Origin of the sequence: Salidesulfovibrio onnuriiensis (genome assembly GCF_008001235.1) — a bacterium.
GTDB lineage: Bacteria > Desulfobacterota > Desulfovibrionia > Desulfovibrionales > Desulfovibrionaceae > Pseudodesulfovibrio > Pseudodesulfovibrio onnuriiensis.
Genome location: NZ_CP040751.1, coordinates 2382582 through 2407667, shown reverse-complemented (window position 1 = coordinate 2407667; position 25086 = coordinate 2382582). Strand labels below are relative to the sequence as shown.

General features: G+C 56.1%; 25 protein-coding genes and 5 tRNA genes. 12 read left to right on the top strand and 18 right to left on the bottom strand.

Annotated elements, in window-relative coordinates:
* Positions 1-25: 25 nt before the first annotated feature.
* Both pssA and FGL65_RS10800 read right to left on the bottom strand, forming a co-directional pair.
* Positions 26-799, bottom strand: coding sequence for a CDP-diacylglycerol--serine O-phosphatidyltransferase (gene pssA, locus FGL65_RS10805; RefSeq protein WP_147821210.1), 774 nt, complete (start codon positions 797-799; stop codon positions 26-28).
* 31 nt (positions 800-830) lie between these two features.
* Positions 831-1475: a phosphatidylserine decarboxylase family protein gene (locus FGL65_RS10800; RefSeq protein WP_147821209.1), complete on the bottom strand. Its 645-nt coding sequence runs from the start codon at positions 1473-1475 to the stop codon at positions 831-833.
* A 121-nt stretch (positions 1476-1596) separates the two neighbouring features.
* Between FGL65_RS10800 and FGL65_RS10795 the strand changes: the two genes are divergently transcribed.
* On the top strand, positions 1597-2598 hold the full coding sequence (locus FGL65_RS10795; RefSeq protein ID WP_147821208.1) for a metal-dependent hydrolase: 1002 nt from the start codon (positions 1597-1599) through the stop codon (positions 2596-2598).
* Positions 2595-3470 carry a DMT family transporter gene (locus FGL65_RS10790; protein WP_147821207.1) on the top strand — a complete coding sequence of 292 codons (876 nt, stop codon included), beginning with the start codon at positions 2595-2597 and terminating at the stop codon, positions 3468-3470. The genes FGL65_RS10795 and FGL65_RS10790 overlap by 4 nt, the downstream gene beginning before the upstream one ends.
* Before the next feature lie 77 nt (positions 3471-3547).
* Here the strand turns inward: FGL65_RS10790 and FGL65_RS10785 are convergent, their stop codons facing one another.
* The 5 genes from FGL65_RS10785 to FGL65_RS10765 form a co-directional block, all read right to left on the bottom strand.
* A complete protein-coding gene (locus FGL65_RS10785; protein WP_147821206.1) occupies positions 3548-4573 on the bottom strand; it encodes a hypothetical protein in 1026 nt (341 codons plus the stop codon).
* Positions 4574-4743: 170 nt separating this feature from the next.
* Positions 4744-4818 (bottom strand) — tRNA-Gly (locus FGL65_RS10780).
* Between the two features lie 34 nt (positions 4819-4852).
* Positions 4853-4927: transfer RNA gene (locus tag FGL65_RS10775), tRNA-Gly, on the bottom strand.
* 7 nt (positions 4928-4934) lie between these two features.
* Positions 4935-5009: transfer RNA gene (locus FGL65_RS10770), tRNA-Cys, on the bottom strand.
* A 7-nt stretch (positions 5010-5016) separates the two neighbouring features.
* Positions 5017-5091, bottom strand: a tRNA-Gly gene (locus FGL65_RS10765).
* 207 nt (positions 5092-5298) lie between these two features.
* On the opposite strand from FGL65_RS10765, the gene dksA reads away from it, so the two are divergent.
* Positions 5299-5661 carry an RNA polymerase-binding protein DksA gene (gene dksA / locus FGL65_RS10760; RefSeq protein ID WP_147821205.1) on the top strand — a complete coding sequence of 121 codons (363 nt, stop codon included), beginning with the start codon at positions 5299-5301 and terminating at the stop codon, positions 5659-5661.
* 18 nt (positions 5662-5679) lie between these two features.
* Entirely contained in the window at positions 5680-7185 is a 1506-nt protein-coding gene (locus tag FGL65_RS10755) for an NFACT RNA binding domain-containing protein (RefSeq protein ID WP_147821204.1), read from the top strand.
* A 48-nt stretch (positions 7186-7233) separates the two neighbouring features.
* On the opposite strand, the gene FGL65_RS10750 is transcribed toward FGL65_RS10755, so the two are convergent.
* The 4 genes from FGL65_RS10750 to FGL65_RS10735 form a co-directional block, all read right to left on the bottom strand.
* The gene (locus tag FGL65_RS10750) at positions 7234-8241 is read right to left on the bottom strand and encodes a VgrG-related protein (RefSeq protein ID WP_147821203.1); all 1008 of its coding nucleotides are present in this window, start codon (positions 8239-8241) and stop codon (positions 7234-7236) included.
* Between the two features lie 95 nt (positions 8242-8336).
* Entirely contained in the window at positions 8337-9428 is a 1092-nt protein-coding gene (gene mutY, locus FGL65_RS10745; protein WP_147821202.1) for an A/G-specific adenine glycosylase, read from the bottom strand.
* Between the two features lie 13 nt (positions 9429-9441).
* The gene (gene gpmA, locus FGL65_RS10740; protein ID WP_147821201.1) at positions 9442-10185 is read right to left on the bottom strand and encodes a 2,3-diphosphoglycerate-dependent phosphoglycerate mutase; all 744 of its coding nucleotides are present in this window, start codon (positions 10183-10185) and stop codon (positions 9442-9444) included.
* Between the two features lie 89 nt (positions 10186-10274).
* Positions 10275-12923, bottom strand: coding sequence for a tetratricopeptide repeat protein (locus FGL65_RS10735; protein ID WP_147821200.1), 2649 nt, complete (start codon positions 12921-12923; stop codon positions 10275-10277).
* 234 nt (positions 12924-13157) lie between these two features.
* On the opposite strand from FGL65_RS10735, the gene FGL65_RS10730 reads away from it, so the two are divergent.
* Positions 13158-14267 carry a glycosyltransferase family 4 protein gene (locus FGL65_RS10730; protein WP_147821199.1) on the top strand — a complete coding sequence of 370 codons (1110 nt, stop codon included), beginning with the start codon at positions 13158-13160 and terminating at the stop codon, positions 14265-14267.
* On the opposite strand, the gene FGL65_RS10725 is transcribed toward FGL65_RS10730, so the two are convergent.
* The 5 genes from FGL65_RS10725 to FGL65_RS10710 form a co-directional block, all read right to left on the bottom strand.
* Complete coding sequence (locus FGL65_RS10725) at positions 14264-15151, bottom strand: lytic murein transglycosylase (protein ID WP_284690576.1); 888 nt, start codon at positions 15149-15151, stop codon at positions 14264-14266. The genes FGL65_RS10730 and FGL65_RS10725 overlap by 4 nt on opposite strands.
* A gap of 37 nt (positions 15152-15188) precedes the next feature.
* Positions 15189-15254 carry a hypothetical protein gene (locus FGL65_RS18765; RefSeq protein WP_431830895.1) on the bottom strand — a complete coding sequence of 22 codons (66 nt, stop codon included), beginning with the start codon at positions 15252-15254 and terminating at the stop codon, positions 15189-15191.
* Between the two features lie 146 nt (positions 15255-15400).
* On the bottom strand, positions 15401-16744 hold the full coding sequence (locus FGL65_RS10720; protein ID WP_147821197.1) for a TolC family protein: 1344 nt from the start codon (positions 16742-16744) through the stop codon (positions 15401-15403).
* A 105-nt stretch (positions 16745-16849) separates the two neighbouring features.
* On the bottom strand, positions 16850-17629 hold the full coding sequence (locus FGL65_RS10715) for a MogA/MoaB family molybdenum cofactor biosynthesis protein (RefSeq protein ID WP_147821196.1): 780 nt from the start codon (positions 17627-17629) through the stop codon (positions 16850-16852).
* 8 nt (positions 17630-17637) lie between these two features.
* Positions 17638-18378: a DUF1614 domain-containing protein gene (locus FGL65_RS10710; RefSeq protein ID WP_250645461.1), complete on the bottom strand. Its 741-nt coding sequence runs from the start codon at positions 18376-18378 to the stop codon at positions 17638-17640.
* Positions 18379-18517: 139 nt separating this feature from the next.
* Between FGL65_RS10710 and rfbA the strand changes: the two genes are divergently transcribed.
* Entirely contained in the window at positions 18518-19399 is an 882-nt protein-coding gene (rfbA, locus tag FGL65_RS10705; RefSeq protein ID WP_147821195.1) for a glucose-1-phosphate thymidylyltransferase RfbA, read from the top strand.
* A gap of 73 nt (positions 19400-19472) precedes the next feature.
* On the opposite strand, the gene FGL65_RS18250 is transcribed toward rfbA, so the two are convergent.
* Positions 19473-19616: a hypothetical protein gene (locus tag FGL65_RS18250; RefSeq protein WP_187170359.1), complete on the bottom strand. Its 144-nt coding sequence runs from the start codon at positions 19614-19616 to the stop codon at positions 19473-19475.
* Between the two features lie 205 nt (positions 19617-19821).
* Between FGL65_RS18250 and FGL65_RS10700 the strand changes: the two genes are divergently transcribed.
* The gene (locus tag FGL65_RS10700; RefSeq protein ID WP_147821194.1) at positions 19822-20571 is read left to right on the top strand and encodes a PilZ domain-containing protein; all 750 of its coding nucleotides are present in this window, start codon (positions 19822-19824) and stop codon (positions 20569-20571) included.
* Here FGL65_RS10700 and FGL65_RS10695 read toward each other — a convergent pair.
* Positions 20568-20927: a hypothetical protein gene (locus FGL65_RS10695; RefSeq protein ID WP_147821193.1), complete on the bottom strand. Its 360-nt coding sequence runs from the start codon at positions 20925-20927 to the stop codon at positions 20568-20570. The two genes, FGL65_RS10700 and FGL65_RS10695, sit on opposite strands and share 4 nt — an antisense overlap.
* 539 nt (positions 20928-21466) lie before the next feature.
* Between FGL65_RS10695 and rdgC the strand changes: the two genes are divergently transcribed.
* The 5 genes from rdgC to FGL65_RS10665 all read left to right on the top strand — a co-directional run bounded on the left by rdgC (position 21467) and on the right by FGL65_RS10665 (position 25049).
* Entirely contained in the window at positions 21467-22081 is a 615-nt protein-coding gene (rdgC, locus tag FGL65_RS10685; RefSeq protein ID WP_147821191.1) for a recombination-associated protein RdgC, read from the top strand.
* Positions 22082-22089: 8 nt separating this feature from the next.
* Positions 22090-22611, top strand: coding sequence for a hypothetical protein (locus tag FGL65_RS10680; RefSeq protein ID WP_147821190.1), 522 nt, complete (start codon positions 22090-22092; stop codon positions 22609-22611).
* 2 nt (positions 22612-22613) lie between these two features.
* Positions 22614-23180, top strand: a complete 567-nt coding sequence (locus FGL65_RS10675; protein WP_147821189.1) for a GDSL-type esterase/lipase family protein — start codon at positions 22614-22616, stop codon at positions 23178-23180.
* A gap of 40 nt (positions 23181-23220) precedes the next feature.
* Positions 23221-24906 (top strand): YcaO-like family protein, encoded by a 1686-nt coding sequence (locus FGL65_RS10670; protein WP_147821188.1) that lies wholly within the window; start codon positions 23221-23223, stop codon positions 24904-24906.
* A 56-nt stretch (positions 24907-24962) separates the two neighbouring features.
* Positions 24963-25049: transfer RNA gene (locus FGL65_RS10665), tRNA-Leu, on the top strand.
* Positions 25050-25086: the final 37 nt, after the last annotated feature.

Below are 25086 nucleotides of genomic sequence, written 5' to 3'. Positions count from 1 at the left end.
TGGGATAAGACAGGGGGAGAACTATCTACTTGGATAGTTCATTGGAGGAAGAATCGGCTAGTAGTCGATTGCTCCGACGGGAAAGGAAGAAAATGGTGTAGACGAGTCCGGAAACAAGGTACCCGATGAAGAAGACAAAACCGAGGAACTTCGGCTTTGAGGCGATGAGCACGAACAAGAGAATTGCCGTGACCATGGCGCTGAACGGGTGGGCCTTGAGGACTCCAAACTCCTTGAAGGAGTAAAAGCGTACCGTGCTGACCATGAAGAAGGAAACCGCATAGACCAGCACAAGAGTGGTTACCGGCACGACAGTTTCAAGGAAACTCTGCGGCAGGTAGGGGGTAAAGAGAACAAAGGTCGCCAAGGTGCAGCCAGCCGCAGGAATGGGCAGGCCGGTGAAGAACTTCTTGGAGGAAGTCTTTGTCTGCACGTTGAAACGCGCCAGACGAAGCGCACCACAGGCGATCATGAGGAACGCGGCCGTGAGGCCGAGCCGGTTGAAGCCCTGCAATTGCCAGAGATAGGCCATGACTGCGGGGGTGACCCCGAAGGCCACCAGGTCGGCCAGGGAATCCAGCTGAATGCCGAACTCGCTGGTGGTGCCGGTGAGACGCGCCACCTTGCCGTCCAGACCATCGAACACGCAACTCACCAGGATGCACAGGGCGCAGGCCTCAAAGTTTCCCTTGATGGCCAACGTCATGCCCAGGAACCCGGTAAACAGGCTTGCCGTGGTCAGGAGGTTCGGCAGTATGTACACGCTCTTGTGGCGCGGCAGTCTTTTTTCCTCAGCCATATCTTTCAACTACAGACTTTTAAGTTATCCGTTACGCCTTTTTGACAGCAACGGTGGTCTCGCCGGCCAGGACTTTATCGCCGACGTGGACAGATGGAACATAGCCATCCGGAATGTAAAGGTCAACACGAGATCCAAACTTGATCAAACCAAAGCGTTCACCACGCTTAAGCTTGTCTCCGGTCTCGGTCCAGCAGACGATGCGGCGCGCCACAAGCCCGGCGATCTGGACCATGGTAAAACGCTGGTTGCCCTTGCCCACGATCTCCAGGACATTGCGCTCGTTATCCTTGCTGGATTTATCCAGGGAGGCGTTGAAGAACTTGCCCGGGACATAACGGATGCGCTCGACCTTGCCGGAAACGGGCATGCGGTTCACATGCACGTTGAAGACGTTCATGAATACGCAGATGACCTGGCGAATCTCGCCGGTCATGGGATCCTCCTCGCGGGAGACCTTGCAGACACGGCCGTCGGCCGGGGAGCAGACAGCTTCGGCATCCTCGGGGGGCACGCGCTCGGGATCCCTGAAAAAATGCCCCACAAAAGCGGCAACGCCGAGAGAAAGGATGGCGACAATGTCCCAATCCAGCACAGCGAAAATCAGGGTCGCGAACAGAGTCAAGATTATGCAGGGCAGGCCTTCCAGGGCCACTCCGACTGAAGGTTTGCGCATGTAGCTTACGTCCTTTTTGAATATCGTTTTCGGGAAGGTACTCACCTCCGCCAGGAAGGTCAACTTGTGAAAAACGCAATATTTCTTTTACATCGCTTCCCCGGATACGTATATCGGTGTCATGGATCCCGTCACCCATCTGGCCTCCGGCGTCCTGGGCGCACAAGCATTCCGGAAACATTTTCCGCAAGCCCGCCTGTTCACGCCCTTCTGCCTGCTGGCCGCCTGGATCCCGGATACGGACATCCTGCTCAACTGGGCCGATCCGGAATGGAGCCTGCTCTACCACCGGGGCCTGAGCACCTCCCTTCTCGGGGGTCTTGCCATGGCATTGGCACTGGCCGGACTCTACAAACCATTTTCAAAAAAGCCCTCCTATTGGAAAACGGCTCTCCTGGCCTACGGGCTTATCTGCGTGCATATCTGGCTCGACCTGATCACCTCCTACGGCACCCAGATTCTGGCCCCCTTTTCCCACCACCGTTTCAGCCTGGACGCCGTCTTCATCATCGCCCCCCTGTTCACCCTTGGGCTGCTGGCATTCATTCTCTTTGCCGCGCTCATCGCCTCCAGACGAAGCACCATTGCCATCTGGGGGCTCATATTTCTCTTCGCCTACCCCATAGGCAGCCTGGCCATGGGAAAGACCTTGGAAACCCTGGTCAGGAACCAATACGAACGAAACGGATTCGCCTTCGAGGAATTCGAATTCATTCCGGACGCCTTTACGCCATTCTACTGGAAGGTCATCACCCGGGAAAAGGACAGCTATACCCTGACCCTTGCCAACACGCTCGTCCCCGGCCGGGAATACCCGACTCTGAGCGGGGAAAAGGCAGACCAAGCCCTGCTGGAAAGACTTGGCCGGGATGTCTCCATGTTCAGGACCTGGGCATGGTTTGCACGCTACCCGTCCCAACACATCGTGCAGAACGACAATGGAACGGAAGTCGTTTTTCAAGACCTGCGATTCAGCAGCGTGCACCCGCTGTTTCGCCGCCTCTTCAACAATGGGAGGGACATCCCATTCACGCTGAAGGCGGAACTGGACGACGAGGGCAACCTGATCGGCTGGGAATTCAACAAGACCGCAAAACGATTCATGCGTCAGGCCATTGAATGAACGAATCGCTATGGTTTCCCCTTTCCCTGGCCACCGCGATTCTCACGGCGGGTGAAGCCACACTGCTGCGCCGTTTTTTCTCAGGACTTCGCCCTTGGGAAATGACGGCCAAACCATTCATCTTCTCCTCGCCGCTGTTTGGCCTCACCCTGCTGTTCATGCCCATGCCGGAACTCAAACCGGGATTCTGGCCGCTCATGGCAATCACCGTGCCCCTGACAACGGCAGGCATCTTCTTCAACCTCAACGCCTTCCGGCTGGCCCCCATTTCCCTGACCATGCCGCTTCTGTCCTTCACTCCGGCGTTCGCGGTAATCACGGGATTTCTTTTCCTCGATGAAATACCATCACTCATGGGGTTTTCCGGAATACTGCTTATCATATCCGGCAGCTACATTATCAACATCAACCGACGTAACCAGGGCTTTCTCGCTCCCTTCAGAGCCATCATCGAGGAACGAGGCTCCCGCTACATGCTTTTCGCCGCCCTGATTTACGGACTCTGCTCCGTGCTGGGGAAAATGATTGTCCTTCGCTCTTCGGCTGTCTTCTCGGGCTCGACCCTTTTTCTGACCATCGGCCTCGTGGTGACAATCTTCCCCGTCGCCACGGGACGAGCCAGCATGAAGGTCCTTATCTCAAAACCATTGCCAACGCTCATGACAGGCACCATGGTCTTCGTGGAAACCTTGTGTCACAACAGCGCCATAGCCCTTATCGACGCAGCCTACATGATCGCCATCAAACGCCTCAACGGACTGTTCGGCGTCATCTTCGGCTGGCTGTTCTTCCGGGAGGACAACATCCGTTCCCGCCTGGCGGGTGCGGTACTCATGAGCGCAGGAGCGGCTCTTATCGTCCTGTTCGGATAATTGCCAACTTCCCACAAAAAAACGCCCTGACCCAAATCAGGGACAAGGCGCGAAATCATTCGTGAGATTTATTAATCCTAACTACGCTCGGGCAGCAGATACCTATAGAAATCCGCACCCAGCTTGTGGGTGGGGGTCACCTGGCCGCGAACCACGAACCCCTGCGGCGTAAAACCGCCCCCGGCGTACTCCTCGGGAGCCCCGTACCCGCTTTCCGGAGAAAGGATCAGGGACATGTTGGCCTCACGGCTGTAGGCGATAATCCCCTCGGGATAAAATCTCGCCGTTTGCGCTTCCTGGGGAGCGGCGCTGACCAGGGCCTTGTAGCGGTCAAAGAAGTTCCAGGGCTTGAGCATCCGCTGCATGCCGGAGAGCATCTCATTGACCACCACGACACGTCCGAGACCATTGAGCCAGCGGAACGCCCTGGCCCTGGAAGGATCCATACGCAGAATATCGCCAGCCCCGAGGCAGCGCACCAGGTCATGAGTCCGTTCCCCGGCCACGGGGTCGTCGGAATAACCACGAATAAGAACAGGCTCGGCTCCATTGCGGCGTGCATGAATATGCAGGGCCACCAGCAGTATGCCGGTGGCGGCGCCCACATCGATCCCCACATAGCCGCCCTTGAGATTGTCCCCCATATCCATTGCGATGATATCCCGCATGACGTGCGCCATGCGTGGAGCGTCGGCCAAGACACGCAGCGCGCCGGAAAGCTGGCGCATGCGGTTCATGATCTCGATATCGTCCTCGGGCTCGTTGAGGCTTTGATGCCGCCCGAATTTTTCATACAACCGGGCCAGTTCGGCAAACGGCACGGCACGACAGAAAGCGGAATCATCCACATAAGCGCAGAAATACTTCACCACCACATTGAACAACCGCTCGTCGCTGACCGGGACCGAGGGATCGCAAAGATCCGCGATATCATCATCCAGGGATGTGGGGGTGTAGAAGTCCGGGGCAATGCACTCCCCTCCAGCTACGAATCCGGCAGTGAAATTCCGGGCCTGGATGCCCGCAGAGGTTATGGGGGAAAGCGTAAACAGGTCTGCTGGGACCAATGACCCGGTTTCATTATCGCTTGCTATTCTCTTCATGATCCGCTTCCGTTTTTGGTCTGGGAAATGTTTTCCGATGCCGGAGTATGTGCACAGACCGTACCGGGACCGCCACGAAAGAAGAGAAAAAGAGAATATTCTCAAAATTTCCTGCGATATGAACCAGATATAAAAAAAGGCTGAACCTTTCGGTTCAGCCTTGAAATTTATGGAGCGGGAAACGAGATTTGAACTCGCGACTTCAACCTTGGCAAGGTTGCACTCTACCACTGAGTTATTCCCGCTCAGAAATGGCCTGATGGCCTGTTATGTCAAAAGTGGAGCGGGAAACGAGATTTGAACTCGCGACTTCAACCTTGGCAAGGTTGCACTCTACCACTGAGTTATTCCCGCTCGACTGTGGAGGCGGCATCCGGATTTGAACCGGAGAATGGAGGTTTTGCAGACCTCTGCCTTACCACTTGGCTATGCCGCCTCGTTGTTGGAGCGGGAAACGAGATTTGAACTCGCGACTTCAACCTTGGCAAGGTTGCACTCTACCACTGAGTTATTCCCGCTCACGAGGGATATGCTTCTATCCGGTGTGCCTGTGGGTGTCAAGAGAATATTCAGAAAAAATTTCACTTTCTCAACCCGAATATGCCCAATGAAAGAAACACTTTACTTTGTACGGGTTTTTGGTTTACGCATCCCCCTTAGTTCAGTATTATAGTGGGAAATCTTACAAACTGATCATGTTCTTCCAAACTGCAGGAGGACTGTGCATGGAAGCAAAAGATATCCAGTACTTTCAAGAAGTTCTCACCGGAATGCTCAATGACATACTGGAAAAGAGCGAGGCCACCATTGAGGACATGACCGAGTCCGGCGAAGTCTATGCCGACCCTGCAGACAGGGCCACCGCCGAATCGGACCGTGCCTTCACCCTTCGCCTTCGCGACCGCGAGCGCAAGCTGATCAAGAAGATCAATGAAGCCCTACAGCGCATCGAAGACGGCGACTTCGGCATTTGCCAGGAGTGTGGCGATGACATCAGCATCCCCAGGCTCAAGGCTCGTCCCATGACCACCCTGTGCATCAATTGCAAAAGCAAACAGGAAGAAGACGAAAAGGTACGCGGCGACTAAGACCGCCGCATCAATGATATGGAAGCCACTTTCTTCCGGTTTCTTGCGGCCGAACTGGGCCCACTGCTGAACAGCCGCAGGATAGAGAAGATTTACGGCCCCGCCCCCGAAGTCTGGACCTTCAAGCTCCAGTCCACCGGGGAACAGCTCAATCTGCTCTTCAGACCCGCCAAATCGGCGGGTCATCTCTTTACATCCCCCTTGAAACCGGCCAATCCGCAACAGGCCCCGGCCAAAGTCATGTGGTTCCGCAAACGCCTTCAGGGCCGTAGACTTCTCGAACATCATGTCGACTGGCCCACCCTGCGCATTGCCTGGGAACTGACGCCTTCCAGAAACGAGGGCCATGGCAACATCCTGCTCTTTGACGTTCGCAACGGCCTGCAGCTTCTGGACGAGCTTCCCTCAGGCTTCGGCGCCGCCCCGGAATGGCCCGCCCTGGAGGATATCCGGGATAACGACGAGATCTGGCGCGAATATCCCCACGTCTCCCCGCCCCTGCGGAAATATCTCAAAGGACTGCCCGAAGCGGAGGCGCACGCCGCCTACTTCAAAGTGGTCTGCGGCGAAAGCAACCAATTCCATTGTTCCCGGGACGAGCAGAAACACCCGCCGCTTGCCTGGCCGCGCGCCAATGACGACCTGGCCTTTACATCGGCACTAGAAGCGGCCAGCCACTACGGTGCACAGACCCTGTTTCCCCTGCTGGAAATGGAAGACACCAAGGAAACCACTTCCCGCATCAAATCAGAACGCAAACGCCTGCATCGAAACCTGGCACGATTGGATCAGGAGGAAACCCGGCTACGCAAGTTCATTGCCAACAAGCAATTGGCCGAAGCGCTCCAGGCGGAACTTTACCGGCTCAAGGGACTGGAAGGAGCCGAATCCGTTGAGGTCATCCACCCCACGGAAGGCCCCGTGACCGTTGCGCTCAATCCGTTCCTCACGGTTACCGAAAACATGGAGCGTTACTTCAAGCTGGCCCACAAAGGAACGCGGGGGCTGGAGCATGTGAAACGGCGGAGGCTGGAGCTCAACAGGGAGCTTGGGAAACTGGAAAACGGTTCTGTCCCCGAAAAGCAGGCCGCCGCTCCTCAAAGTGCGCCGGTTCCGGTACTGCCCAAACGCTTCAAGGGATTGGCCGTATCCGTCTTTGTTTCCAGCGACGGGTTCACCATGGTGCGCGGCAAGAACAAGAAGGCCAACCACGACATCATCAGCAAGACGGCCAGCACCTTCGATTACTGGCTGCACGTCAGCGACGGTCCCAGCTCCCATGTGATCCTGCGCCGGGATCATCCCAACCAGGAAATTCCGGAATCGACCCTGCGCGAGGCGGCCATGCTTTGCGCACTGAAGAGCTACCGCAAGGACGACGCACGGGCCGACGTCATGTACGCCCTGGTCAAGGATGTCCGCAAGGTCAAGGGCTTTGCCCATGGCCAGGTGGTGATCAAGGACACCCTGGGCACCATCCGGGTGGAGCTGGACCCCGCGCTCGAAAAGAAACTGGCCAAATAAAAAGGCGCGGTTTCCCGCGCCCGAAATCTTGAACCAAGACTATCCCGATCAAACGATCCTGCTCAAGGGCTTGCTTTCCAGCATGTTCAAGGCCAGGTCCTTTTCACGCTCCAACCTCGACTTCACGCTGGCCTGAACCCGTGCGGAAGAGGAACCGAACTGCCCCTTTCGCTTGTCATAAACCCCTTCAATGAGCTTCTGATTGAAATCCGCGCCTTCCGATGCTCCCATGAAGGAATCGATGACCTTGCCGAAGATCCTGGATGCACCGGTGGCCCCATGCTGCACGGAAGTGCTCCAGAGAACCTCCTGCACCACCTTGGGCGCGTTGTTCATGTCTATGCCCGTGGCATCAAGGATCATGTTCCGGGCCGGGTCATAGGTTTCCTGGCGGATGAACTGCGTCTGCAACCGCTCGAACTCCTCGGGGTGCTGTTCGGCCAGTTCTTTCCAGACCTCTGGCATTCTGCCGCTCTTCGAGCCGGTATCGGCCGGCCCCGCATTCCTAAGCTGCTCGCCCCATTCCGGCTTTTCCGTGTCCAAAAAGGAAATGAAACGGTCCATTGTGCCCACCTTGGAGGCAATCTGGTACTTGCCGTAGGAGGTGCCGCCCACGCGATCGTATCCAATGGCCTCGGAACCTCGCGACCCCGACTCGAACATGGCTGACAGGCTGCCAAGGACCTCGCGAATTTCCGGGCTCGCCGCATCCACGGCCTGCTTCACCTGCCGAGGAATGGCCTGCGCCTCATAGGACTGAATGGCCTTCATGGGTTTCATGCGGCCCGAATTCTGCTGCATGATGCGGGTAATGGACGACAAGGCATCGAACATGAGCGCATCGTTCATAAGCCCGCTATCAAAACTTGATGCGGACTGGCCCCCACTTTCCTGGGGCCTGCCCATGCCGAACAGGCTGTCGGCCATCTGCATTTGGTTTTGAAAGGCCGCCTGCAGTTGCTTCAACTGGGCAGGATCCGTGACCTTGCCGTTGCCGACCGTGGTCGGGCTCATCGTCTGCAGGACATCATAAATCTTGTCGGCGCCAAAACTCATTGCTCATACCTCGCTGTCAATATTCCGTCGGCCGCTATGGCGGCACAAGGATGAAAGCAAAGTGTGTGCCTATAAATATAATATGCTGATTTTATTTAGAAACCAAGGTAAGAGTATCGCAAGTCATTGCGCATGAACGCCATGAGTTTGCGATACCCGGAAGGAAAGGCGTATCGCTCCAGGCCATCGGGGCTAACAAAGCAGCCCTCCACGGCCTCATGAAAGACCGGGACCGGCTCCGGGGCAGTGCATTCACACAAATAGCAGTGCAATGTCACACGGAACTTGGTGTAGCTGTACCGGACCACGGTGATCTTTTCCACGGGCCGCACATTGAGCTCCACCTCTTCGCAATACTCCCGCACCACGGCATCCTCGGGCGTTTCCCCTTCCTCAATGACCCCGCCGGGGAACTCCCACAATCCGGGCCAGACATCGCCGGGCCGTCTTTTCTGGATAAGCACCCTGCCCTGGTGCAAAAGCACGCCAGTGGCGACCTGGACCTTGACGATCTCCCTGGGCGGAGCAAGCACCGGACGCTTGTCCACCACGCCACGCTCCAGACTCAGACAAAAGGGCTGCACCGGGCACATGTCGCAGGCCGGCTTCTTCATGCACACCAACTGACCGAGTTCCATGAGCGCCTGGTTGAACTCCCGGGACCGCCCTTCGGGCAACCGGGACTCCGCAGCCTTTCGGATACGGTTGTGCAGTTTGGGATCGTTAAACGGCAGATCCAGATCCAGCACACGGGCGAAAACACGTTTGACGTTGGCGTCCACACAGACAAAGGGTTGGTTGAAGGCAATACTGGCAATGGCCCCGAGTGTGTACTCGCCTATGCCCGGCAGGGACAGAACATCACCGGGATCGGAGGGAAAAACACCCTTGAAACGGTCGCATATCTCCCGGGAAGCCTTAAGAACATTGCGGGCACGGGAATAATAGCCCAGCCCTTCCCAAAGCTTGAGCACATCCTCCTCTCCAGCCGCCGCAAGGGTGGCCACATCGGGGAAACGCTCCATCCAGCGCTCGAAATAGGAGACAACCCGGCCCATCTGCGTCTGCTGGGCCATGATTTCGGATATCCAAACCTGATACGGATCATAGGAACGCCGCCAGGGGAGGTCTCGGCCATTGGCCGAAAACCATTGCAGCAGCGCCGTAGAAAATGACTTGTCGTCCACGGAAAAGCAGATACTAGGCCTTGGCCTGGTTGGCAACCTCCCGGGCCTTCCTTTCAATCTCCGCCTGGTCACCAAGGTAGTAATGACGCAGTGGCTTCAGATCCTCGTCCAGCTCGTAGACCAGGGGAACCCCGGTGGGGATGTTGAGCTGGGTGATACTTTGCTCGTCCATTCCATCGAGATACTTGACCAATCCACGCAGGGAATTACCATGGGCCACCACAAGCACCCGCTTCCCTGCCTTCACCTGCGGGGCAATGGTCTCGAACCAATACGGCATGGTGCGATCGATGGTCAGCTTGAGGCTTTCGCACCGGGGAAGCTCGTCTTCCGACAGCCCCGCGTAGCGGGGATCGCGCCCGGGAAAACGCTCGTCCTCGAAGTCCAGTTCCGGAGGCGGAATGTCATAACTCCTGCGCCAGATAAATACCTGCTCATCCCCGTACTTCTGAGCGGTCTCCGCCTTGTTGAGCCCCTGCAGCGCCCCGTAATGGCGTTCATTAAGCCGCCAGGTCCGGTACACTGGAAGCCACATGAGGTCCATATGATCCAGAACAAGCCACAAGGTACGGATGGCCCTCTTGAGCAGGGAGGTATGACAGACATCAAAAGAATAACCCTGTTCCCGAAGCAGCCGGGCCCCCTCAAGCGCCTCATTGATTCCCTGTTCGGTCAAGTCCACGTCGGTCCAGCCCGTAAAACGGTTTTCCAGATTCCACCGGCTTTGGCCGTGACGGATGAGAACAAGCTTGTACATGAGACCTCCCTTTCAGCTTTCAACTGCTTCATTAGGAAACAATCTCTCAAAAGAGAGGATCGTGGAACATGATTTTCATTGGCGGGCGGTCAATACCGCTTCGGTGCGGAAGCCCGCAGATTCTCTTCCAGCTGCTCGAAAAGATCGCGCTTCCTGCGTTCGAAACTCAAGGCGCTCTTGACTGCGGCAAACATAAGGGCCAGCACGCTGAGTATGATCACCAGGCCCTTGGTGAACTCCCACTGCTGCTCGCGGATGGCGTCGACTATCCAGCTTCCCTCCACACCCTTGGTAAAATAGATCAGCGCGGGAACGGTAACCAGGGCAAGCCCCAGGCCAAGCAGTTCGAACCAGATGAAACTGCGGCCAAGCATAAGTACGAATAACGTGCTGTCTCGGACAATCCGCAGGGTCACCAACTTTTTCTGAAGCAGGTCAATCCTCTCCTCGATCTGGGTCAGAAAATCAAGGGTCTTCCTGAAATTGCCCGCCTCCTTGATATGCTGCGTCCGAATCCAGTTGATCTTCTCCACGCAGAAGTTGAAGTCACGGTTAAAGTCCCGCAACAGGGAGGGAAAGGGAAACCAGGCCGCTTCCTTCTGGATGTCCTTGATGCGGTCCGTGAGATACTCCACGTTGTTGTTGATACGCTTTACTTCCAGGGAGATCTGATTGTTGAGCTGTTCCTCGAATTTTTCCGCCCCGCGGATCAACTGGCGGTAGGCCACATAGTTGTCGACCTCTCCCACCTTCTGCAGACGCTGTAATTCTTCCGAGGCGGACTCGTAAAAGGCGTGGCGCTTGTTGAAACGGTCGTTAATATCCTTGACGAACGCCTCGACCTGTTCCCTGGCCTCCTCCGCACGAGTTTCCACGTCATGCCACCGCTCCCACAGGGCGCTCAGGATCTGCACCCGGCCGCGCTCCAGTTCGGGATCGATGAGAATGCGGTTGAACATGTGCGGATCCCGTTGAATAAGATCGAAAAAGAGATCCATGGCTTGGCCGGTAAAGCCCATCTTCACCATGCAGACAGCCTCCCTGTAGAGGCATTCATGCCACCCCGTCGACTGCACATGCGCCCGCTTGAACGCGGATATGGCATCCTTGTGATTCCCCATGATCTCATGCAAACGGCCCTGAAGATACAGGCAGTAGGATTGCTGCAACGGCGTATAGCTGAGACGCTCGGCCTCCTGCCAATGGAACAGCGCCTGCCCGAAATCCTGAGATTCCAGAGCGATAAAGCCTGTCAGACAATGAGGCTGGTAGCTCCGCTGGAACTTGATGGCCGCCTCCTTGGCAAAATCATCCGCTGCCGTAGATTCGCCATCCTGCAACGACTGAAGACCGCTGAGCGTTGCGTTGGGCTCCTCGGGAGCCAGGGACCGAATTCCTTCGGGCCACTCCTTGCCCCTGCTCCGCCACACCAGACGGGCCATGCGAAGCTGGGAAATCACATTGAGCTCGAAAATGCATTGAATCAGCAACGCCTCGGGAGTCTTGTTCTTGATGAAGGCCTCGATGGAGGCCGGAAAATTGCTAGGCTCCACTGCCTTGTCCAAGGCCACGACCGCTTTGTTCATCCCATCCAGGTCCAGACGGCTCAACTTATTCCAGACATGAGCCTTGGGTGTCTGTATCAACTTCGTAGGACAGGCCTTGGCCTCATGGTTCTTCTGGCCGCAATAAAAACACTCGTTCCCCTCTATCTGAACCAGATTCACCGGCATCATGACTTCCATGGTGCCGTACTTGTCATCACCGCCCCCCTCCTTGAGCCGTATGTTGCACCAGGAATCCAGGGAAGCCTGTTCTGTCCCATAGCGGGTTTCATTCAGCTTGAACCAGTTCGCCAGGAGAAATGCGTCCGTATAGCGCAGGTGGGGGAAATCCGGAGTCAACCGGTTCCAATCCAACCCGACCTTCTTGGGCAGGTCCTCGGAAAAATTGAGACCTGTCTGGGGAACGGCCACCATGACAACAGGCCAATACTTCTTTTCCTCGTTGCCTTTGGCCTCAATGATCAGGCTCAGAATGTCGCTGCAGAACGTTCGCAAAAGACGAATATTGTCCAGGGGGAAAAACAGGAAGCCTTCCTTGACGTCGGAAATATACTTGAGTCCCAATCTTCGAAGAACATCCTGGATATCGTTGGAAAAGTCTCTCCACCCGATGATGCTTTCCTTGTCCCCCAGCTTGCCGAGAGGCTTGACGATGAAAAACCATTTCAGGGTCGATTCATAATCGAGGCCGCTGTCCGCGCTGAGAATCTTCCACTCCACGGAGGCCAGCCCATCCATCTTTCCGGCCGGTTTGAGGGAAAGGCCATTGACCGCGCCCACCTGTTCCGTCATCCGGGGATGGACCCAAACCTCGAATTCGCCGGAAGCGGCCACATCCTGATCCTGAAGATCCTGCGCCAGGGACAGGGAAAGGGATATATCGTATCCCACCAGCAACGACACGGGAAAAACCAGACAGAACGCGGAAAGCGTATTGACCCGGGCCCATATCTGCAGCCGGGCCACGGCCCGGAGAACCTCGTTGTTCGGGCAATACCAGAGCGCCTGGTTGGACTCCTCGGCCATGAGCAACGCGCCGTAATCGCGCATGGTGTGCTCAATGGTATTGTGAATCTTTCCGTTCCAGGTCATCCAGACCCCGATGCCGGAACTCACCATGCGGGATTGATCAATTTCCGGCAAAGAAGACAACAAGACTTGCAGATTAGGCATCAATTCTCCTTGAATCGACAGCAATAACAGCGCCCATGCGCAGATAAAAATGCACCCTGCCAGCAGGTGCCCGGCATTGTTTTCCTGAACTCTCAATCATGCAAATCAGATTCCAACACAAATTTCAACCAGTTGAAGAAAAACACCATCTCGGGCGACAGCTCTGCCCTCTTGCCAAGTCAGACGGGAACTGTCATGCTTTCGGGAGGATACAGCATAGACAGGATATTCCCAATGAAAATAATACAAGTTGTCAATGTTCGCTGGTTCAACGCAACGGCGTGGTACGGCATCTACCTGAGCAAGCTGCTGAAGGATGCAGGGCATGATGTCCTGGTCCTGACCCAGAGGGACACGCCGCCCGACACCATCGCCAGACAGTGGGGATTGAGAACGGCCTGCCCGGATCTCAACACCACGAATCCCCTGCGCCTTGCAAAGACCTGTGGGGAAATCGTCTCTCTGCTGCGTCAGTTTCAACCGGACATCGTCAACTGCCACCGAGGCGAAGGTTTCTTCCTCTGGGGCCTGCTCAAGCAATTCGGATTCGAATACGGGCTGGTGCGCACCAGGGGCGACCAGCGCCTGCCCAGCAGCGACCCCTTCAATCGTTGGCTCCACGCCTCAGTGGCCGATGCCGTTGTCGTGACCAACCGCAGGATGGCCGAACATTTCCTGAACAAAATGAAAACCCCGGAACGCGGGGTATGGTTGATCCACGGCGGTGTGGACCGCTCAACCTTCCGCTTTGACAAACAGAACAGGGAACGAATTCGAACGGAATTCAACTTCTCGCAGGACGAAAAAGTCATCGGCATCCTGGGACGTTTCGACCGGGTCAAAGGGCACAGGGAAGCCATTGAAGCCGTCTCCCTGCTCCGCGACAAGGGGCACAAAAACGTCCGTCTGTTTCTCCTGGGATTTGATACGGCCATGAACGCCCGCCAGATACAAGATTGGCTGGAAGAATTCGGCATTGCTGACATTTCACATATCAGCGGAAAAAGAGAGGATATCCCGGCCTGCATTTCCGCCCTGGACCTGGCCGTGGCGCCCTCCCTGTGGTCGGAGGCCATTGCCAGGGCCCCCCTGGAAATCATGTCCGAAGGCTGCCCGCTGGTGGCTTCCAATGTGGGTGTCATGCCCGACCTGCTTCCGGAGACCGCCCTGGTCCCGCCTGGGGATGCGCAAGGGTTGGCAACGGCACTGGAAAAAATCATTGAGGACGAATCCTTTGCAAAGGAACTGGTGACCCATCATGAAGCGACCATGTCGCAACTGGATGGCGCAGACTTCCTGCAGAGAACCCTCAATCTCTACCAGAGTCTCATCAGCAAGGATTAGTTCCGCCCGAAAAAGCGATCAGTTTTGTCCAGCCGATCCGCCACTTCCATAATGGTGAGGGCATAACTCATGGAATGGTTATATCGGTAGATAACCTTGTGCTGCTGCTCAACGTCCAGTCCCGATTTCCAACCGTGACGTTTCAGAAAGTAGGCAATGCTAAACAAAGCATCCGCCTCGTTGAAAAGATCCACCTTTCCGTCGCCACTGCCGTCCCGGCCATAATGCAACGCGTTGGTCGGCATGAACTGGCATAAACCGATAGCCCCATACACGGACCCCGGGATTTCCACAGGATCCGTCCCCAGGGACTGGGAATACCGCAAAAGGGCCACCAACTCCGCATAGGCCCAGTTTCCCTTCTGCCGCGTACGCGAAGCCGCCCACTCCTGCATTTCCGGCGACAAATCCGCATGCTTCAACTTCATCTTGATCTTGGAAAAATCACCGCCAAGCGCCATGTTGGACAAAACCGCAAAGGCCTTCTGATTGCCGATGGTCCGTCCGAGCTTGGTTTCCACCAGGTACACGGCAATGACCACGGAACCGGGAACACCGGTTTCCCGCTCTATCCTTTTCAGCACGTCGTGGTTTTCCCGAAGCGAGGCATAGGCTCCGGCAAGAAGAATGGGATTGAGATACCGCTCCATGACCTTTGGCTCAACGGGAGCGGAAGAGGAACTGGAACTGAGCTTTGTATCCAGCAACACGTCTATTTTCCGGGCCATGACCCCGGCATCGAAATCAAGGTGAGCGCGCTCGAAAACGGAACGGACATAGGAATCCGAAAAACCGTCCTGCACCAATCTCTTCATAAGCGGCTCCCAGCTCTCGGCGACAGCACAAAAGCCTTTCCCCGAAGCCAGGAAAACCAGAGCCGCCACAAGGGCGGCTCCGAATATAATTCTGATCTGTCTGAAGCTACAGTCTGTCCAAGGGAACAAAAGCCATGTCCTCCTCAAAGGATTCATCTATCAAACGAGCCATTTCCCGAGGGCCGTACTGCTTGCCGCACACCGTGCAGCGCAGAGCCACCTGGCGTCATCCCCTGACCGGCGTCAATGCGCCCTTGCACTGGTCGCATTTCATACCTCGTCTTTTTTCCGCCTGTTTGCTTCCAGACAACAGGGACATTAACGGCTCTTCAGGTCGAGATTCTTTTCGCCCATGGCCACATACAGCTGGGAAAGGGCGGTATTGTAGTCGGCCAAAGCGCTGTTGAGCTGTGCCTCACTGTCGGAAACACGGGCCTGCGCATCCAGCACCTCGGTGTTGGTGCCGACCTGGGCCTGGTACCGGGCGACAGCCATACGATAGGATTCACGGGCGGACTCAACGGATTTACGGCCGACACCTATACGGTCGGCTGCGGCGCGAAGGTCCAGAAGCGCCTGTTTGACCTCAAACCCAGCATTGAGCTTGGTGTTTTCCAGCTCGGCCTGCAATTGTTTGATGGTTTCCTTGGTCTGCTTCCAATCGTTGTAATCAGCGCCCCACTCGAACATGGTCCAATTCAGATTGACGCCCGCCGTCCAATACTCAGCAGCGGATTCAGTCCAATTGTCACCACCTTTGAGGTCGCCGTTATTCCCTTTCTTATAATAGTCGAAATCGGCAGTGATCTCGGGGTAAAAACTACTGGCGGCAATCATGGCGTCCTTGACGGCTATTTCAACACTCTTGACGCCCATATTGAGATCCGGACGCTCCTTGTAAGCCTTGTCCAGACAATCCTTGAGCTGAAGATCAAAAGGCAGGTAATCGAGCTGGCCGATATAGTCGACATTTTCTTCCAGAGGGATATTAAGCAGCGAATTCAGCTTGGCCCGCTGCGTGGAAACAGCGTTTTGCGACGTAAGCAACTCCTGTTTGGCCGTGGCCAAATCAACCTCGGCCTGCAGCACTTCCACTCGCGGCTTCAGGCCCACCTCATAAAATGCGTTGATGACCTTGAGCTGCGATTCGAGACGCTCCACGGAGTCCTCGCCGCTCTTCACATCCATGCGCCCCTTGAGCAGCTTGAGGAAGTTGCTCTGCACATCCTTGATGACGTTCAATTCCGTGTTGTAGAGACTGTAATTGCTCTTATCTTCACTCAATTTCGCCTTCTGATATGAAGAAAGCAGATTGAACCCCTTGAAAAGAGGCTGGCTCAATCCGACGGTCCCATAGAACTGGTCCTTGTCGCCGTAGGTGGGCTCACGATTGTAATGAGTATACCCATATCCGGAAGTGGCCTTGAAGCCGAATTCACCCATTGCGGAATTGACGCCATACCCCTCGCCCTTAAGCGCGGCGCGAGCGCCGATTATGGCGGGATTGGCCTCAAGGGCGCGCTCCACACAGGCCTGCATGTCAAAGGGCTTGCTCAGATCCGCCTGCGGCACGGTTTGATCGTCCGCAGCGAAAGTTGCTCCTGCAACCATAGCGAACAAAACAGCAAGAACAAACGATTTCAAATACTTTTCCATTTTCATCTACGAGGCCCTTGGCGTATGTTTAGACATTTGATTTACAAACTCAACAAGATACTAGAGTCCTTATCAGGAGAGAACTACTCCCGCAACCCTATTAACAATTAATTACAAAGACAAAGAGGCGCAGTCCGAGGGATCGCCCTGCAACTTTTCCAGGGTATGCCTGAACGTGGGCAGCAAGGGAGCGAGACACTCCCGCACGGCCTTGGGGCTCCCCGGCATATTCACGATAAGCGCCTGACCCAACGTTCCGGCCACAGCCCGAGAGATGGCCCCATGCGGGGTCTTTTTCAGGCTTTCGGCGGTCATGGCCCGTTCATAACCGGGCAGTCGCCTGTCAATAACGGCCAGCGTGGCCTCGGGGGTGATGTCTCTCGGAGCAACCCCGGTCCCCCCCGTGGTCAGAACAAGGTCATACCCCTGCTCCAGGGCCAAATCGGTCAACAGGGCGCGTAGGCCATTGATTTCGTCGGGAATCACGAAGCCCTGCTCATGGCGCAGCTCCAAGGACTCTCGCACCAGCTCTCCCAGCAGCGGCCCCGAGGAATCCTCGCGCAGCCCGGCCGCCCCCTTGTCGCTCAAGGTGATCCAAGCCAAAGCATAGCCCCTTCTCGAAACATCCATCTCCGTGGGAGCTCCGGCATCCAAGGACTCCAAGGTTTCCAACTCAAACTCCCGCACCGCGGCCGCGCCTCTTTGAGACGTTTTCCAACCCACGGACAGAACCCGGAAAAGGTCCTCGCCGTTTTTCTGAAGCAGATCGCCCACCCGCAAGGCGCAGGGACGCCCGGAGAATTCGACCTCGATTCCGGCCGAGGAACAACGGATTCTATCGCCTCTCCGGACAGGACGCTTGATGCAAATCATCATGCTGGAATCTGCCATGGTTCCTCCTAAATGAAAAAGACCGCCAGGACGCCGGCAAGAAAAATACCCCCAAAGGTCCCCGCGCCACCAATGGAAACCACGGGGGCCGAGATACTGTTGCGAATCCTGGGAGTCAGCACCGGGGCAACACACGCCCCGACAATGGTCCCCACGGAACCGGCCATATAGGCGACTATGGGGGCCACATCCTTGGGGGAAAGCAGCCAGACCGTGAGCATGGTCACCAAGGCCGGGGCTATGAGTGGTATACGCAACCCGCTCACGGCGTCGGGCCGGACCAGGGCGTAACAGGCCACGGCCACAATAAGGGCGCACAGTCCGGCCCAGATCAGGATCGCGCCCAGGCCCTGCCCGCCCAAAGCCAGGCGAAGCGCAAAGGTGACGCTCAGGACCACAGGGAGAACACAGCCGCCGAGATTGACGACAAACTCCTGCCGTTTGAGTTCATTGGCCGGCTCCTGGATGCGGATCCGCCCGTCCCCCATGGGCCCCTGGGTAAATTCGAAGGAACCTGAGCGGTTGACCATGACCAGTCTCTGACTCGTATACACCGGGATATTGACGGCGCGCCCCAAAAGGATGGCCAGCAGCAACAGGATTCCCTGTCCGGGGGTCACACCGAGGCGGGAAAAGGACTCGGTCACTATGCTGACCGGAAGAAAAACAAACAGGAAAAAGAGAGCGACGAGAAAGAGAATGGCGAACACAAGGCCGCCCGTGAAGTGGAACTGGGGGGGTCGTATCATGATCTATCCTTAAACAGGGCCGCACCATGGCCCTGCCGGTTGCTTTTTGCGCCGGGGCATATATATACTGCAGCCCGCGATGTTGTTGAAGCGATATCGCAACTGAGCGCATAAGTAAAACAACGACCTGCGAGGATTCATGAAAGGCATTATCTTGGCCGGCGGCTCCGGTACCCGGCTCCATCCCCTGACCCGTGTCGTCAGCAAGCAACTCCTTCCCGTCTACGACAAGCCCATGATCTACTATCCCCTGTCCACGCTCATGCTGGCAGGCATCCGGGATGTGCTCATCATCTCCACCCCCGCAGACCTCCCCCGCTTCAAGGACCTGCTCGGCGACGGTTCGCAACTCGGCATCAATCTCTCCTATGCGGAACAGCCAAAACCGGAAGGCCTGGCCCAGGCATTCATCATCGGCGAAGAATTCATCGGCAACGATTCGGTCTGCCTGATCCTCGGGGACAATATTTACTACGGCGAAGGCCTCTCCGGCATGCTGCAGGAAAGCGCGGCCATGAAAAAAGGAGGCATCGTCTTCAGCTACCCGGTCAAGGATCCCGAGCGTTACGGGGTCGTGGAATTCGACAAAGGCCTCAAGGCCATCAGCATTGAGGAAAAGCCGCAACGCCCCAAATCGAAATACGCGGTCACAGGCCTTTATTTCTACGACAACGATGTCATTGAGATCGCCAAGAAGCTCAAACCTTCCGCGCGCGGCGAACTGGAGATCACGGACGTGAACAACGCCTACCTGAAACGCGGCGATCTGCAGGTGCGCCTGCTCGGCCGCGGCTATGCATGGCTCGACATGGGGACCCATGAATCCCTCTACGGCGCGGCCGGATTCGTGCAGGCCGTTCAGGAACGTCAGGGACACCTTATCTGCTGCGTCGAGGAAGTGGCGTACCGCATGGGCTTCATCGGCAAGGAACAACTCAAGAAGCTGGCCTGCGAACTGCTCAAGAACGACTATGGTAAATATCTGCTGGAGCTGTTGGAGGATGAAGCCTACTGCGGCTAATCATACAGATTCAATCAACAAAAAAGGCGCGGTCCCATCAGGGACCGCGCCTTTTTTGTTGGGAAAAATATTCTTAATGATGATCTTCTTTCATGGCCTCGCCAACGCGGATACACCCGATCACAACGATCCAGGCAAGGTAGATGAAGATCAGGGAGACACCGACAAAACCGGCTCCCGTGCTGTGGGCCATTCCGGAAAGAAGTTCACCAATCATTCTTGCTCCTCCTAAAACTCACACCCATTTAAGCTTGAAAAGATTACTTAATTTCGCTGCAAACCGCCATATTGTCAAGACCTAATCCAGAAATTCACAAACTGTTATTCCACACTGAACATGCCGAAAATTCTAAGCATCTTGCCTATCCGTTTTTTTTCCAATATGTTTACTGCAATCAGTTTATTCTCAGCAGAGGTCTCCCATGGGCTTTTTCGATTTCTTCACCGGCCTTTTCGGCGCCAGGAAAAAAACCGCCAAGAAAAAGGTGCCCGTCAGGCGCGCCGCAAAATCCTCTAAAATGAAAGCAGGGCGCACCATCGATGCCGACCAGATTGCCGAGGACATGAAAACCGTACGCAACGAATCGGAAAAAAAGAAAAAGAAAAAAAGCAAAAAACAAACGGAACAGGACCTCAAGCTCAAGAAAGCCGCCGCCCAGAAAAAAAAGAAGAAACTGCCGCAGGCCGATGTCGGCGACGTCATCAAGCTAAAAAAGGCAAAGGGCAAGGTAAAGGCAAAAGCCATAACGGCCGAGCCCGTCAATGAAGACGCCCTGGGGTTCAACATCGAGCTGGACAAGGACAGTGAAGGCGCCAAAAAGCGCAAAGCGTTCCGCATTACGGTCGACGGGCTGAAGATTCGCTGCGACAGGCTCGGCGGCTTGCTGGATGCCGCGGATATCAGCGCTTCCGGCATCGGGTTCAAATTCGCCAAGCCCCGGATCAAGGGAGGCGCTGTCATCAAGCTGGATATCGTCTACAAGAACAAGATCATGGCCGAGGCCGTTGAGTGTAAGGTCATGCGGCATGAAAAAGGCGTGGTCGGCTGTATGTTCATCAACATGGACCGCCACCAGGAAGATGCGATGCACGCCCTGGTGGTCATCGGCCAGAAGGAGCAGGCCGATCGCAGGCGCAAGCAAAAAGACCAGGATTGGAAGCCACCGTCCTAGACTTTCATACCCCTCAACGTTTCGATGAACCTCTCAAGATCATTGAGGTCGCCCGGCTTGTGATCTTCCGGGTACAGCAAGGCGGACATGAAAAAGACGCTCCCAACCTTGAGAGATGAAAATGCGCTCTGGGAAAACCGCTCTAGCCTTGCATCCACCATATCATCAAAACCATGGCTCAGCGCCCGTGTATCCTCGTAGAGTTCGGCCAGAAGAGTGGCCTTTTCGCGCATGATCCGCTCGTATCCTTCCTGATCGCCCTGTTCCTGGATTACCTTGTCGGCCCGTTCCTCCAGGGAGCGTATCTGCTGCGCCCTCTTCTCCAACAAAGCTATCAATTCCATTAATGAATCCATCTAGTCTCTCCTTTTGCATATTGTGTACGTTTTCGCCGCGCACAAAACAAGGCCCGGCGAATCATTTCCGCCGGGCTCAACAAAAATGTTATTGCCTACACAAAATTGTTCAAGAAATCAGAGCGAACCGCACATGCGGAGATAGGTATCACACTCCATTTTATTGACGAACGGACAGGGCTCGCGCTGGAACCACTTGCGCTTCGGGCACCAGTACACATTGCGGAAGGGTTCATTACACCCGCTCGAGGTCAGCATCTTGCGCTGTTTATCCCCGAAATACATCAATTTGCCATCGGTTCTGACACTCCAGACTTTCATGGCTCCGCCCTCCTGGCATCAGGTTCGTCATGGTCGTTGCAAAGTTCTATCTCCTTTGTAGTCTTATCGGCTTTTGCCGTTACTAAATTAATACAATTTGCATGCCACCCACAGCCGTTACAGGGCACGCATATGCCAGGAATTCACTGGACAACCCGGACGAATGATTCTACCCATTGGGCCATTCACAATTATTGATCGAAACGGAGGAAACGGTCTTGAGCATCATCGCTGCGAGCTGCGGATTGACACGCTACCGGGTCATCGAAGAAATGACCGACGACATGCTGCGCCAGATCCCTGAAAAACTTCACCAATTCAAGTTCATAGACATAGATGAAACCGCCGAGGAACGCTCCTTTGGCTGGACCAACATGGACGACATGCTGGACATGGAATGGACCCAGTCCCCGCCGGAAAAGGCCAACTACTTCACCTTTTCCCTGCGCCTGGATACCCGCCGCGTGCAGCCCGCCGTGCTCAAGAAGCACTTCACCATCGCCCTGAACAAGGAGATGGCGCAGGCCAAGGAGCAGGGAAAGAATTTCGTCAGCCGCGACCGCAAGCGGGAAATCAAGGAGCAGGTCACCCTGCGGCTGCGGGCCAGGTCCCTGCCCATCCCGGCGGTCTTCGATGTGGTCTGGGATCCATCCAACAACCGCATCTACATCGATACCACCAACGCCAAGGCCAAGGCCCTGTTCGAGGACCATTTCACCCAGACCTTCGATCTGCACCTCGAACCCCTGACTCCGTTCTTCCTGGCCATGGACATGCTCGGCGAAGAAGCCGTCAGCAAGCTGGAAGACCTCGACCCCACCATCTTCGTCTAGGAGGCAACATGGATCTCACTCTGGTGGAACGCGAAAACACGATCATCGGCCAGGATTTCCTGACCTGGCTCTGGTATAAGACCGAAGCGGAAACCCCGCTGTTCACCAACAAGGACAACCACACCTTCCATGTCAACATGGAGCAGCGCGTCTCGGTGCAAGGCGGAGAAGGCGAAGGCAAGGAAACCGCATCCGTCAGCAGCCCACGCGGCGAACTGACCGAAGCCAAGACCGGCCTTCGCACCGGAAAAAAGGTCCACAAGGCCCAGCTCCGCTTTGAAATGGACCAGGACGAATGGCTGCTGCAGCTCAAGGCAGACGACTTTTCCCTGAGCGGTTTCAAGACCCCCAAGATCCAGACCAAGGATGAGGAAGGGGATGACCCGGACGCCAAGTTCCTGGAAAAGATCTACCTCATCGAAAAATGCATGGGCATGCTGGACACGGTATTCCGGGTCTTTCTCACGGTCCGCCTGAGCAAGGAATGGGATGCGGAAGCCGACAAGGTAAAAGACTGGCTTGAGAGTTGATCATGCGGGAGACGACTCCGAAACTGGCCTTCTTCGGCGATAGCCTGACAGAGGGATACGGGCTGCAAAAGATCCATGCGCTGCCCGCAGTGTTGGAAGCAATGCTGAGCAGCGAAGGCATCAAGGTGCATGCCCTCAACTTCGGAGTCTCCGGCGACACTTCTCATGACGGCCTGCTCAGGCTCAACCACGTTCTCAATGCGGAGCCCGACGCAGCAGTCATCGAATTCGGTGCCAACGATTGCTTCATCGGCGAGCCAGTGGAACTGGTGCGAAAAAACATCGCCACCCTGGTTCAAGCCTTCATGGGAAAAAACATACCGGTTCTGCTGGTGGGTTTTGCCTGCCATAGCGATATCCCTGCGGAATATCGCCAAATGTTTGATCCAATCTTCCGGGAACTTGCGGAAAGCCTGGGCGTTCCGCTTTTCCCGAACATCATTCGCCCGTACTTGGGCAATCCCATGCTCAAACTCATGGACGGCCTGCACCCGAACGAAGACGGTGTACGGGCCATGGCCGAGGCGCTGTTGCCTCAGGTCAGGGAGCTCGTCGAGTCCATCCGCTAAAACACGACAGTGAAGACTTAGACCACCCACGGGGAAGCACATGCTCTACAAACTGCAACTGATGGACACCCAGTCCGGCGTTGGCTGTTTCGCAGCCGTGCCCGACACCAACCTGAGCTTCAACGATATGCTCGCGGCCCTGCGGGCCGCCCCGTTTGACGACTACATGCACGAATTCGTGCTTCAGCACCTGGACAAGCAACGCCCCAAAAAGGTGGAAAAACTCATCAGGGAGGCGGCCCAGGACGGCGGCAGAAGGGACCCGGTCGTTACCGCCCTGCTCTACGAAGCCAGCCTCTGCCATGAACGGCTGAAGAAATACCTGCCTCTGTTCGACGGGATCGATCCCCGGGAACTTTCCGCACACACACCGGCCATCCACATACGTTCATCCCTGCTTGAAGACCGTGACCGGCATCAGGAATGGATCAAAATCTTCCGCGCCAACATCCAGACCCACACCCCGCTGCAAGCCTCGCAGGAACTGGGCATGAATCCCCCCTTCTCCGGGGACATTCCCGATCCGCGCAAAGCGGTTCGGGCAGGCGACATCCGCAAAGAACTGGATCCGAAACTTCCCGCCCCCAAGAAACGCGCTCCCATGCAGGAGGTTACGCAAAACGCCCTTTCCGTACTGGGAAAGGCCGGTGCATTCATGGGACCGGCCATGGCCCACAAGGCATCCCTGAGCCCCGTAAACCGTCTGCGCCACTGGCATTTCACCCGCACCGTCTCCAATGGCCGCAACAGGATCACCCTGGACGGCATACAGACATGCTATGGCCGAGGCCTCACAGACGAACGGGCCGATGTCTCCTATTCCATGGAGATGGCCGAACGTTTTTCCGCATATGCCGACATCCGGCCGCAAGGCGTGACAGGGTACGCAAGGGAATACCCGCTCAAACACGCACGCCTCAGCGAGCTGGGCGCGCCCGCTCTCGATCCCAACAGCTTCAACCTGGAAGTGCCCTACACGGACCAGAAGCTCTATTGGATGGAAGCGCACATGCCGGATGGCGCTGGCGGCCAGTCACCCATCTGGATACCTGTCCAGTTCGTGTTCCTGTTCAACAACTGCGACGAGGTAAGCCTTTTCAGCGCCCTCGGGTCCACAGGGCTCGCCTCAGGCAACACCTTTGCCGAGGCCAAGGTCTCCGGGCTGCTGGAAGTCATTGAACGCGACAGCGGCGCAACCATTCCCTTTGACCTGTCCCGCGCCTTCCGAATCGAAACCGACGACCCGGAAATCACCAAGCTCCTGGATTCCTACAAGGACTGCGGTATTGATGTCTGGTTCCTGGACATGACCCCGGAATTCGGTGTTCCCTGCTACAAATCCGTGGTACTCGGCAAACATGGGGATGTGATTCAGGGCTCTGGCGCGGACTTATGCGGCAAAAACGCACTGCTCTCGGCCATGACCGAAACCCCCTACCCCTTCCCGGGCCAAGCAGGTTCCCCGGGGCCGAAGGACCTGCCTGTCCGCCGCCTGGAAGACCTGCCCGACTACTCCACGGGCAGTGCGGAAGGCGATCTCATGGTGCTGGAAGCGACACTTGCGGCCAACGGCTACACTCCATGCTACGTGGATCTCATGCGCAAGGATCTCCAGATCCCGGTGGTTCGCGCCTTCATCCCCGGGCTGGAACTCATTGCGGACTTCGACCACTACAGCCGCGTCAGCCCGAGGCTGTTCGCCAATTACCTGGAACTCTTCAAATAGGCGCAGGATCGCATTGACTTGCGCCGCTCATGCGGGATAAGGATAATCCCCCTCATGCCCGGGTGGCGAAACTGGTAGACGCAAGGGACTTAAAATCCCTCGGTGGCAACACTGTACGGGTTCGACTCCCGTCCCGGGTACCAATAAAATTAAGAGTTTACGAGTTGAATTTCCGTAAAC